At 30.8% G+C, this 12,583-nt stretch carries 11 protein-coding genes; 7 read left to right on the top strand and 4 right to left on the bottom strand.

The genetic code is table 11. The annotated features are described in order from the left end of the window. The first annotated feature begins 102 nt into the window (after positions 1-102). Positions 103-531, top strand: a complete 429-nt coding sequence (locus tag SYN6308_RS04570; RefSeq protein ID WP_017293256.1) for a YlqD family protein — start codon at positions 103-105, stop codon at positions 529-531. A 121-nt stretch (positions 532-652) separates the two neighbouring features. On the opposite strand, the gene SYN6308_RS04565 is transcribed toward SYN6308_RS04570, so the two are convergent. The 3 genes from SYN6308_RS04565 to SYN6308_RS04555 form a co-directional block, all read right to left on the bottom strand. Beyond that, on the bottom strand, positions 653-1,999 hold the full coding sequence (locus SYN6308_RS04565) for a cytochrome P450 (RefSeq protein WP_017293255.1): 1,347 nt from the start codon (positions 1,997-1,999) through the stop codon (positions 653-655). 94 nt (positions 2,000-2,093) lie between these two features. Beyond that, on the bottom strand, positions 2,094-5,669 hold the full coding sequence (locus SYN6308_RS04560) for a glycosyltransferase (protein ID WP_017293254.1): 3,576 nt from the start codon (positions 5,667-5,669) through the stop codon (positions 2,094-2,096). Between the two features lie 59 nt (positions 5,670-5,728). After that, positions 5,729-6,085 (bottom strand): hypothetical protein, encoded by a 357-nt coding sequence (locus tag SYN6308_RS04555; RefSeq protein WP_017293253.1) that lies wholly within the window; start codon positions 6,083-6,085, stop codon positions 5,729-5,731. A 40-nt stretch (positions 6,086-6,125) separates the two neighbouring features. Between SYN6308_RS04555 and SYN6308_RS04550 the strand changes: the two genes are divergently transcribed. Then, positions 6,126-6,395, top strand: coding sequence for a DUF6439 family protein (locus SYN6308_RS04550; protein WP_017293252.1), 270 nt, complete (start codon positions 6,126-6,128; stop codon positions 6,393-6,395). Positions 6,396-6,425: 30 nt separating this feature from the next. On the opposite strand, the gene SYN6308_RS04545 is transcribed toward SYN6308_RS04550, so the two are convergent. After that, a complete protein-coding gene (locus tag SYN6308_RS04545; protein WP_017293251.1) occupies positions 6,426-7,988 on the bottom strand; it encodes a glucosyltransferase domain-containing protein in 1,563 nt (520 codons plus the stop codon). Between the two features lie 190 nt (positions 7,989-8,178). Here SYN6308_RS04545 and pntB point away from each other — a divergent pair, with 190 nt between their 5' ends. The 5 genes from pntB (at position 8,179) to SYN6308_RS04520 (ending at position 12,528) form a co-directional block, all read left to right on the top strand. Continuing rightward, positions 8,179-9,615, top strand: a complete 1,437-nt coding sequence (gene pntB, locus SYN6308_RS04540; RefSeq protein ID WP_017293250.1) for a Re/Si-specific NAD(P)(+) transhydrogenase subunit beta — start codon at positions 8,179-8,181, stop codon at positions 9,613-9,615. 189 nt (positions 9,616-9,804) lie between these two features. Further along, positions 9,805-10,347, top strand: coding sequence for a hypothetical protein (locus tag SYN6308_RS04535; RefSeq protein WP_017293249.1), 543 nt, complete (start codon positions 9,805-9,807; stop codon positions 10,345-10,347). Continuing rightward, positions 10,347-10,700 (top strand): hypothetical protein, encoded by a 354-nt coding sequence (locus tag SYN6308_RS04530; protein ID WP_017293248.1) that lies wholly within the window; start codon positions 10,347-10,349, stop codon positions 10,698-10,700. Before SYN6308_RS04535 ends, SYN6308_RS04530 begins: the two co-directional genes overlap by 1 nt. A gap of 9 nt (positions 10,701-10,709) precedes the next feature. Continuing rightward, a complete protein-coding gene (locus SYN6308_RS04525; RefSeq protein ID WP_017293247.1) occupies positions 10,710-11,222 on the top strand; it encodes a hypothetical protein in 513 nt (170 codons plus the stop codon). Positions 11,223-11,331: 109 nt separating this feature from the next. After that, the gene (locus SYN6308_RS04520) at positions 11,332-12,528 is read left to right on the top strand and encodes a DNA double-strand break repair nuclease NurA (protein ID WP_017293246.1); all 1,197 of its coding nucleotides are present in this window, start codon (positions 11,332-11,334) and stop codon (positions 12,526-12,528) included. Positions 12,529-12,583 lie beyond the last annotated feature (55 nt).

Here is a 12,583-nt window from a genome sequence, read left to right as displayed (position 1 = left end):
ATTTTCATGATTTTAACCACAATGATTGATTAATTCTCAATTCTCAATCATACTGAAAGTACAAAAAAAATTAGCATTAAAACGAGAGAAAATTTCTGTATCATGACAAACAAATTAACCTTAAAACGTCCAGTCAATGTCAAAGTAATTGTTACTCCAGCTTGGCAGGATGAAGCACAAAAACAGTTACAAGCACAAATTGCTCAAATTGACCAACAAATGATACAGTTAGATCAACAAGGTCAAAGTGCCATCGCTGAAATTAGAAAACAAGGCAGTTTACAAGCACCTCAACAAATTGAGAATATTCAAGGGCAAGTTAATCAGAAAAAAGGGGAAATGTTGCAACAAAAAAACCAATTTTTACAGCAAATGCAACAAGTGCAATTATTAGAATTAGGGCAGGAGGTTTTTCAAGCACAAATGGAAAGTTTTTTTGATGTTCAAGAAGGTGATAATTTAGTAGAAAAACTGAATGTGGAAATCATTTTACGAGATGGAGTAATTGAGGAAATTAGAGGAAGTTTATAAGAATTAAGAATTAAGAATTAAGAATTAAGAATTAAGAATTAGGAGTTAGGAATTAGGAATTAATAATTAAAAGTATCTCCTATTCATTCTGCATTCTGCATTCTCCATTCTGCATTCTCCATTACTTTTTGCCATTAAAAATCATTTTAACACCACTTTCTGGGCTTAAAACAACTCCTCTTCTTTTGGGTTTTAAGACTTTTTTTTCTGCTAGACTTAAATCATAATTCGTGATAATATGCACGATCGAAAGTTTCATTTCATACAAGGCTAAAACTTCCCCTAAACAACGTCTAACTCCACCGCCAAAAGGCATAAATTCATAGGGTGAATATTGACGATTTAAAAATCTTTCGGGTTGAAATTTATCTGCTTCGGGGTATAAGTCTTCTCGATGATGAGTTAAATAAATACACCCTAATAGTACTGTATTTTTAGTAATTTTTTGCCCTAATAATTCTGTCTCTGTCATCACCTGTCGAGGAAAAGTTAACATCGCTACGGGATGAATCCTTAAGATTTCGTTACAGACTGCGGTTAAATAGGGTAGTTTAAAAATACTAGCACCATCTCGATCGACATTTTCAGCTAATTCTGCTAGTAACTTTGTTTTAACTTCTGGTTGACGGTGTAACCAATATAACGCCCATGTCATGGCGATGGCAGTTGTTTCATGCCCTGCAAATAGCATTAACATTAATTCATCTCGTAATTCTAAGTCGCTCATGGGTTGCCCTTCTTCATCCACTGCCGTCAGCAGGGTGGAAAGAATATCGTTTTTATCCTGATTATTTTCTTGACGACGCAAATTAATTTCATTGTAAATTAACTCGTCTAATGCCTTTCTTGTACGAATAAAACTACCCCATGGACTCCATGCTCCGAAGTCTTTTTGCAGTTTATCATAGAATAAGAAACTAATGTTAATAGGGTTATTAAATCGATCGAGTATAGCTTTAATTAGGTCTTTCATTCTATCAAATCGATGGCCTTCTGACAAGCCAAAAACAATTTTCATGATGACTTGTAAAGAGATTTCTTGCATTAATTCCCTTGCAATAAAAACCTCTCCTTGTTTTAAATTACTAAAAATATTTTCAGTAATTTCTGTAATTAAATCGGCATAAATTTCCATTCTTTCTCCATGAAAAGAAGGCATCAATAATTTTCTTTCTCGTTTATGATTTTCACCATCTAAAGACAACAAGGAAGAAAAACCAACTACGGGAGTCAAAATACTATTTAATTCTCCATTCGCAAAAAATTGTTGTCGATCGTTTGTTAAAATTTGTTGTATAGCTTGGGGATGACTCACAAAAACTAATGAATCACTACCTAAACCCGATATACTAGCAGTGAAAATGTCTGGATGTTGTTTATAAGCCTCTCTTAAATATCCTACAGGATCAAGTACCCATTTAATTTTTTGTTGAATAATCGGAGTTGTTAAAACATTGATTTGTGCCATAAGCTAGAAAATTCAATAGGTTTGTAGTAAGGGTTTTAACCCTTATTTTAGCACTTCTATAAAAAAGATTTTGTTTTTATTCCATTTGAATATCTTACTTATCTAACTCGTGATTAATTAAGTTTAAATAATCTTGATATAAAACTCTATAATCATATTTTTTAGCAAAAATTTTCGCATTTTCACTCATAGATTTTAATAGATTATCGTCTTTTAATATTTGCTCGATCGAATCGGGATAAAGTCTTAAATTATCTTCAATAATACCATTAATTTTATGCTCAATATTATAACCACGAAAAGCAATATTTGTACCGATAATTACTTTACTAAAACTCATGGCTTCAGCAATTTTTAAAGATGAACCAGTACCCGATAATAATGGTACAATAACTAATTTAGCTTGTTGATAAACTAATGTCAATAATTCTGATTCTACCTTCCCTAAAGCGATAAAATTATCTTGATTTTCAGGAGGGCAACAATTACCAATCACAACAAATTTACAAGGAGGATTGTATTGTTTTTCTTGATATATGGAGGCAAGATTTTTTATTTCTTTCACCGCTTCCAGATTCGGAAAATGTCCACTACCCACAAATAAACAGTAATTTTCTGTCAACCAAGGATACAAGTTAAACCATTGTTGTTTATGATTAATAACTATATTTTGTTGAGCAATATTAAGGTTAACAGGATTAGGAATAACTTGACTATTTATGCCCCATTCTTCTAAAAATTCTTTGTCTTTTTCGGCAACACTAATAACATAATTAGCTTGTTTTAAGCTGTTAATTTCTTCTGTTAATAAAGTTTGATAAATATCGGTATTAGGGGATACTTGTTTGCATAAAATATCATGGGCAGTGATAATTAATTTAACTTGTTTTTGAGTACAGATTTTACTGACAACTTTCCCCCAAAAAGGATATTCTAAAATAACTATATCTGCCCAATCGACTATATTTTCTAGCCAAGTTTTAAACTTATAATCATTATCAAATTGATGATACATTTTCCAACGCCAATCTTGAGTAATAATATCGCTATTTTCTCTTAAGTTTTCTTCATCAGTTTGATTGAGGTTGTCGAAGTTATCCGAATTTTGCTCATAAAAAGTATAACGAATATTATCTAATAATAACTCTTTTTCTTCTCCTGTAGTAAATAACCAGATATGATTATTATTTTCTTGTAAATAATCAATTAATAACCCTACCCTTTGACTTGCTCCTGCTTTTCGTTCTAAAATGTCTCCCCAAGGGTATAAAATAGCAATGTTTTTACTTATTTTATCAGGAGTTCGATCGCTCAGCGCCGTTTTACGATCGAGCATTTCCCCATCATGATTTACCATAAAAATATCACTCATTATCTGATAATATTGAGCTTGATTATGTCCCCAAAGTAAATTAATAATTTTACTATGATGAATAGTATTTTTGGCAGAATTAAGAGGATAAAAATGAGGTAAAGTATAGGCTTTTAAAGTGGGATATTGATTAATAATTTTTTCAGTTAAATATTGATGATTAACTAAAATAACTTTTACTTGATTAAATAAACTAAACTCTTGTTTTAACTCCTGTAAGTCAATTTCTTGATTATTTTCTATGGCATACTGATAAGATTCTAATTGTGACACTTGACAAGTAATAGAAAGATGAGTTAATCCTAATTTGTTAACTAAAATTTGACTAGAAATGCTATCTAAGAAAATATTATTTATTTCCTGATTCTGTAGATAATTAACTAAACTCTCAGGAATAGATAAACTATTTATATCAACTAAATTTCTGGTTAAACTTTGTTGACTATTATGACAATCACGGAAATATTTTTCTTTGTCTAAACTGGGAATAAATTGAGGAGAATCTGCTATTTTTATCAACCAAATTTGTTGTAAATTATAACTAGCTAAAATCTCCTTTGCTTTGCTAAATAAATCATCATTTTCTGCTATCAATGGTGATGTTAAAGAATAAATAATCACAAAAATTTTACTATTACACCCTGTTAAATACTCTAAATGACTGAGGATAATTTGCCCTGTTATATCCAGTTGTAAAATTCGATCGAGCTGTATAATAAATAAAAAACTATGGTGATGATTGATAGTAGATTGAGAAATTATATCTTGATGATTATTAGTTAAATTCTGCTGAAAACTAGAGGGAGAAAATAAGCGATTCATCAAACTATCAGGGGAATGTTTTTTACACCAATTAAGACTAAATGCTTGAGCATTTTTTTGATATTCTTCAATATTATTAATCACCTTGATAATTTTTTGACTAATCTCTTGAGGATAGGTATAAACTTCTCCCCTTGTGTCGTCAATTTGACTAGCTAACCAAGTATTTGCAGGTACAATTACAGGCTTTCCTGCCGCTAAAGATTCCGTTAAAACTCCCGAAGTGCGATGACGATAACTCTTATTATCATAGGGAATAACTAACAAATCTGCACTCATTAATAGTTGATAATATTCCTCCGTTGTCATGGCATTTTTAATGATTTTTACCATACTTTCGGGATATTGTTCGAGGATTAATCTACTGCTTAAAATTCCTTTTTCACCACTATTAATATTAAAGTTAGATTGAATAGTGATTCTTAGTTTTTTCGTGATTAAATAATCTGTCCATAAATCTTTAATTATATTCGGTAAATGTAAGTAACCTTTTTCAATTCTTGCATCTCCTAAATAAACTAAATGTAAGGGTTGATTTTCTTTCTCTGTAGGTAAATTTTGCGATAATTTTTCTTGTCTAAAAGGTACAGGTATTTCGATAAACTCAATCGGTGATAAACTATTATATCGATCGACTAATTGAGGAGTATCGGTATAAAATCTCACTTTACTAGAGGAAAATTGACACTGATAAAATTGATTTAAACAGGCTTTAATGCCTATACCCTGAGCATTTTTGACGAGAGAATCGTCAATATCTCGTCTCAACATAATATGATATTGCGGTATCTTGGCGAGATTTTGCTTTTGTAATAAGTATAATAATTCTTCTAATTGTTCGATACCTAAAGTATGAATAAAAATATGATCATCGAGGGTTACTTGTAAATTATTAAGAGTATTTTCTAAGGATTCTTCAAAGGTTTTATGACTGATTTTAATAAATTTTAATAATATTTTTTTAACACTTTTATTAATTACCTTAAACGAAAATTTAATGACTCCTAAAATAATTTTTAATATGCCCCAGATGGTATGACTTAAAGGAACAAATTTTAGTAACTTAATATCTTCTTTTATCCATTGAATTAACCTAAATAAACTACCTTCAATTTTTTCTAATAAGACTCTACTTTTAGGCTGAGTTAATTTAAGTTTAAATAGTTGATAATCAATTTTTTGTCGATATTTATGTAGAAAATTATCTAAATTAAAGTCATCTAAAATATTAATTAAACTCTTAATTTTACTTTGAAAATTAGTTAATTTTTGGGTAGAATTATTAAACCAATCAACTTCAAATTCAGAAATAATTTTAATATTTTGTGGGTAAAAATCCGAAGAAAAATTTTTATTAGCAATAATAATCGCTTCATAGTTTAATCTTTGAGATGCTTCTGCAACAGATACGCTACATTCAAAATGATGTCCTTGTAAATCTTGTAAAGAATGATCAATGATAATAAATTTTTTCACGTTTAAAAATATAATAAAATAGAATTGGATTGGGCAATAGTTTGAGAATTTTATGAGCTTTAGGAATAGGTTTTCAAAAACCAACCAATTACAATACCAAGTCCGACAAAACGCACTATTTGCCAAAATGGTTCATTTAAACTACTCCATTTAAACAATTCACTCTCTAAGCGTACTTCTATTTGTGTTAATTCTTCTTCTAAGAAATGTAGCTCACTTTTGAGGGAGTCTTGATGATTATTTTTAGCTAATTTTTTAATTTCTTTTTTTCTTTCTAAGAGTTCCTCTTTTTTCGCTCGATCGAGTATAATTTGTTGATGACGGGCTTTGACTTTTTCTAGGGAAGCCTCGATATTAGCAATGGCTTCGGTAATATCAAATTCTGGGGTATCGGAGTTAGTTTCTTGGTCAGACATTCTACAATAAATACAGATAGTTAAGGAGAATTATAGCAACATGAGTTTAAATGTAGAATCAAAATCTGTAACGACAGACATGAGTAATTTGGAATTAGCACAATTATTGGCAGAAAAAATGACCATTAGCTCCTATGATTGGCATAGACTGAAAAATAATCGCAAGGCTCAAGCATTACAACAATTAACGGCTAGTTTAGTCTATTTACTCAATGATGAACCAGAAGAAGCATTAGAAAGAATTAATCAAGCTCAAGGTTGGCTCGATCGTACCATAAAACCGTTACCTTGCCCTACCCATGGTCATTAAAATTACCTTAGGAATTAATATTTAAGATTTTTATTCATTGAAGGTAATCACAAACACATTGTTATTTTCTAAATAAATATTATATAACTGACGTTTTAAAACCGGTGGTTTAAGAGGTTGATAATAATCTTTATCATCTGAATAAAAATCTTCTTTCGGTAAAGATTCAATTTCTATTCCAAAAGTTTTTAGTTTAGTTATACCAAAATTATCAGATGATAAGTATTGATAAGCAAGAGGTTGAATAATAGGATATTTTTCTAAAGATTTTTGTACTAAATTATTTGGTTTTAATGTGAAAACTTTTTCAGAATTAACAAATGAAATTTTGGCTTTATCTAAAGGTAGTGAATAGTCATTACTTAAATTTTCTATATCTCTTAAAATTGACATTCCTATTCTTTCTTCATACAGATTTTGTTGATGAGTAACATTTCCAAAAGTTAAACTTATATTGATAAATGACAAAGCTATTAAAGAGAAATAAAATATTAGCAAAAGATTAAAATACTTAATATTAAAATTAGATAATAATTGTACTAAAAAGAAACAAGAAAAACAGACAATAGCTGTAAATCCTAAAAAAATTCTAGTATGCAAAGGTGGATTAAGAAGAATATAACTAGGAAAAATAAACGATGTTATTATAATCAAATAGTAGAAAATAGCTAATGCAAAACTGATTAATTTATTCTTTAATAGTGTATCTTTTGTTTTGTCGAATAAACATTTAAAAATAATCGTAAAAATGACAAAAAATCCTAATAAATATAGTAACCATATTATTGTGCTTGTTCCCAAATGAAATTTGGTTAAATTCCAAGAGCTAAGTATATTATTAATTATTGTTTGAGGTAAGTTATTAAATGTGGGTAATTGAGAACTTTTTAAGGTATATTCATCTAGTTTATACTGATTTTTTATTGGTATATATAAAATCATTGACGATAACAAAATATTCCCAAATATCAAACAATTAATAATGGATTTTTGATAATCTTTTGTTTGACATAATTTAGTTAATAAATAGAAAATAAACCCTACAAAATAAAAAGATAAGCTAGTTTGATAAAAACATAAGACGACTATTAATAATAAAATACTTAAAGAATAACCTATTACTAAATGATAAGTAATTTTAAGATTTTCTCTGGTATAAATTGCTAAATATAAACTAAGTATTCCAGATAAAATCGCTAAATTCATAGTTAAAGAATCCAGCACAAAAGCATACATAGAAAGATTATAAGGATTAAGAATAGTGATAACACCAATTAAAACTAATAAAACTTGGTTTCTTATCTCAAATATTCTGGCTAAATAAATAATTCCTATCGAAAAAAAAGCTATACCTAATACTTGAGGAAGAGGAGAAATATCCGTAAAAGGTTTACCTAATTGTAAAAGTGTAATGATTATAGTCGCTAAAGGACGAGCATTAAAATCCCATCCCATATTACCATCGACTAATCGCCAATAATCATCTAAATATAATGTGTTAGCTTGAAATAAGCTGATTAAACTAAAAAGAGATATTCCTAATATCCACAGAAAAGCTTTTATTTCTTGTTTTGTTAATATTAATAATTTCATTTTTTAATGATTAAATTATGTTTAAGTATCTCTATTTCATACCAATTTATATTTTGTAATAACTAAAAAATCACTAATAAATATATTTTAAAAGATTCTTAACAATTAAACACTCATAAATTGCATAACCTAATAGTAGAGCATTATTTATTCTCTATTGTCAATTACTCAAAGTACGAATTAAATATTTATGAGCAACAATTTAATTACGGTGGCTTATATTGCCGCCAGTGCCTTATTTATCCTCAGTTTAGCGGGTTTATCTAATCAGGAAACCGCTGGAAAAGGCAACATTTATGGTATCGCTGGAATGGCGATCGCATTTTTAGCTACAGCTTTTAGTGCTGATGTTACAAATTACACAACCCTGATTACTGCTATTATTCCCGCCGTGATAGTGGGCGCAATTTTAGCTAGTAGGGTAGCCATGACATCGATGCCTGAGTTAGTGGCAATCTTACATAGTTTTGTTGGTTTAGCCGCCGTTTTGGTGGGAGTGGGCAACTATTTACAACCAGAATCTGGTTTAATTGGTGCGGAGGAATTTATCCATCAAATCGAAATTTATATTGGTGTCTTCATTGGCGCTGTTACTTTCACTGGTTCGATAGTGGCTTTTGGTAAACTACGCGCTATCATTAGTTCAAAATCCCTCATGTTACCTGCTCGTCATTTCCTTAACTTGGGGATGTTAGGCGCAACTATTTATTTCGGTTATGCCTTCCTTCACACTGAATCTGGTTTACAACCCTTGTTAATCATGACAGGTATCGCTTGTTTATTGGGGATTCACCTTGTGGCTGCCATTGGTGGCGCTGATATGCCTGTAGTTATTTCCATGTTAAATAGCTACTCTGGTTGGGCTGCTGCGGCTGCTGGTTTTATGTTAAGCAATGACTTGTTAATTATTACTGGTGCGTTAGTGGGTAGTAGTGGTGCGATTCTAAGTTATATCATGTGTAAAGCCATGAATCGATCGTTCATTAGCGTTATTTTAGGCGGTTTTGGGGAAGGAAGCACAAAAACAACCTCCGCTACCACCCAACAAACGGGAGAAGCCGTTGCCTCCAATATTGAAGAAGTTGCGGAAATGTTAGTTAATGCTAAAAGCGTTATTATTACCCCCGGTTATGGTATGGCGGTAGCTCAAGCTCAACATGGAGTATCGGAAATTACTAAAATTCTTAAAAGTCGTAAAGTTAATGTGCGTTTTGGCATTCATCCCGTAGCAGGGCGTTTACCCGGTCACATGAATGTATTGTTAGCAGAAGCAAATGTACCTTATGACATCGTTTTGGAGATGGATGAAATTAATGAAGACTTCCCCGAAACCGATTTAGTGTTGGTTATCGGTGCGAATGATACTGTTAATCCTAGCGCATTAGAAGACCCCAATAGTGCCATAGCAGGAATGCCCGTATTAGAAGTATGGAAAGCAGAAACTTGTGTGGTAATGAAACGTAGTTTAGCCACAGGTTACGCAGGAGTAGATAACCCCTTATTCTATAAAGAAAATACTCGAATGCTTTTCGGTGATGCTAAAGCCAATGTTGATTCTTTATTAGTGGCATTGAGAGAGAAAACCAGTAAAGGTAAATCTAGTACAAAAGTTTTAGTTAATGCTTAATTAGGAGTTAGGAGTTAGGAGTTAGGAGACAGGAGAAATACTTAAAAATAAAGGTTTTTCATCTGTCTAACTCAGATAACTTAGATACGTCTTAGTTTATCACTTCTTCAGATTTTTTTTGTTTGTAAGAATGAATGTTTCGTGTTATTATGAAAACACTAACTGGTAGCATTACAAATCAGAGAAAAAATGATTAAGCAAGAAAGAGTGAAATTAATTGCAAGAGTAGCGAAAGCATCGGGAATTGCTAAATATGCCATCGAAAAAAAAATTACCGATGAAGATTTACTGAAGTTATCTGAACATTTAGACATTCTCAAATTAGTTAAATCATCCAATGATTATAACCGTTATTGTCAAGCACAAAAAACTGCAGAAGCTAACGCTAAGTTAAAACAATTTTTAAATCCAGATAATTCCGAAGTAATTAAGATAGGAAAGTGGTTATTTGAGACTTTATCGAAGAAAGGAGAGGAAAGAAAAAACCATTTGTTGGAGAATAATTTGGTTCATAAAGAAGATTATAATGGAGCAATTACCGATTTAAAAGAAGTTATTAAAGAACAACAAAATGGACTTATTCAAACAACTGAAAAAGCAGAAGAAATCATTAAAGATTTTGAAATAAAAAATGATAAATTACGCAAACAATTAGATTCTATTCAACTTTATATAACTAATAATTATGGGATGAATACTTGGAATGAAATCAGAAAATATTGGGAAAAATAATGAAAGTAATTGAAAATCTAAATTATCGTCAATGGCAAAAAAGAAATACTGATTTTTTTGATAAGTTAACTAAAATTCAACAAAAAGAAGTTAAGAAAGAAGGTTATCGTAATCTTGGTTGGGATAGTGTTCAAAAATCATGGTTAATTTTACAAAAATTTGCCCCTAATATTATTAATATTTTTGATTATAAATTAGCAAAAGGTGATTTAATAGGTGCGATCGATCTAGCAATTATCGATACAGATAATATTAAGGAAACTGCTAAAAATACCGTCGAATATTTAACTAAAAATACCGATAGATTAAATAAATTAGCTGAAGAAACTCTAGCAAAATATGAACTTTTATAAAATTTTATTATGACTGAAAAAAAACTAAAAAAGTTAATGTTAGATAGTTTATACAATGCCCAAGAAATTAATCAAATTTGGCAAGAAAATAGACATAATCCTTTAATTAAACATCCTGATTATGGCTGGATTAGTCCTCATAAATATCGTAGTTTATTTGTTAATAAACCTTGTCCTTACTGTGGTAAAAAAATGGTTCAAGGAAATAATTATTCGACAAATAGTAAAGAAATAGCCATTAAAAAAGGTTATGAATATCAATATAAAAATAGTCAAGGAAAATTAATTAAAACAATTAATCAAGCAGGAAATATCTATTATCATATTAACTATGTCACTTTAGATCATAAATTAAATAAAGCTCGTTTTCCTGAATTATTATTTGACTTTAATAATTTAGAAGTAATTTGTTGGCGTTGCAATAATGAAAAGAAAGATGATAACGCTTTTGACATTAAAAAAGATTTGGATTATTTTACTGATCTATTGAATATAACAAACGATCGTTATCAACTATTATAAATCTCCTAACTTTTATTTTGCTCAAAGTTATTTGATTAAGAACAAAAGTATTATAATATTCTTAAAATATTCCTTAATTCTGAGAATACTTCTTGATTAATTCTTCATTATGCTTGATTTAGCAAAATTAGCCCGACAAATGCCTAATATGGGGCAACAAATGCAAAAAGAGGCTTTAGCTAGTGTCGAAAGATTAAAATTAGCTCAATCTTTACTCATTGACACCGAAAAAAATCTGGATACCCTCATTAAAACTCAAGAAGAATGGCTCGATCGACTCATTTTTACTCCAGCCACTCCCCTTGAGCCGATTACTACTTGTATTGACATCGAATCTGCTCCCGTAAGTCATAGTGTATTTTCTGCCGATGGCTCACAAATTGCCCCTTCTCATCATGAAATTGCCTACTGTTATCTAATTAATATCGGGCGAATCATGTTGCACTATGGACAAAATTTTCATCCCCTTCTCGATACCCTTCCCGAAATTTACTATAAAAACGAAGACTTATACGCCTCCAGAAAATGGGGTATTCGCACGGAAGAATGGATGAGTTATAAACGCACTGTTGCGGAAGCGGAAGTATTAGCAGAAATGGCTTGTACATGGGTTAATCCCCCAGGGGCGCATTTTAATATCCCAAATTTAGCCATGACTGATGGTTCTCTAATATACTGGTTTTTGGATACTTTACCCATAGAAGCACGAGAGCAAGTTTTAAACCCTATTCTACAGTCTTGGGAACAATTACGGGCAACGAATATTCCCATTGTGGGTTATGTCAGCGCTTCTCGCAGTATGGATGCTATCAACTTTTTACGTTTTCTGACTTGTCCTTATGATACTCCAAATTGTGTCGTTAACTGTAGTGATGTGATTGATAAAACTCCCTGTCAAAAAGTTGAGCCTTTGCGGGATGCTACTTTATGGGGAAGTATTTTAAAACCCCGTCAAAGAAGTGCTATTTTTCGCAGTAATTCCCGTATTTTAGATATATATTGGGAAAAACAACGAACTCATTTTTGTTATCTCCATGTGGGAACTGAAGTTGCAAGAGTAGAATTTCCTGAGTGGGTAGCGGAAAATTCCACCTTGTTAAATCAGGCTTTAAGTCTTACCCTTACCCAAGTTGATAAGGGTTTTGGTTATCCCGTTGCCTTAGCGGAAGCCCATAACTTAGCTGTAGTTAAAGGGATCGATCGAAGTCGTTTCTTTGCATTATTAGAAGAACAAATGATTAAAGCTGGATTAAGAAATGTTGGCACATCCTATAAAGAAGCTCGAAAACGAGGTAGTATTGCTTAAAAAATGAAGAATGGAGAATGGAGAATGGAGAATGGAGAATGGAGAATGGAGAATG

The sequence above is a fragment of the Geminocystis herdmanii PCC 6308 genome (assembly GCF_000332235.1).
In the GTDB taxonomy this organism is placed as follows: Bacteria; Cyanobacteriota; Cyanobacteriia; order Cyanobacteriales; family Cyanobacteriaceae; genus Geminocystis; species Geminocystis herdmanii.
This window is presented reverse-complemented; position numbering and strand designations above follow the sequence as displayed.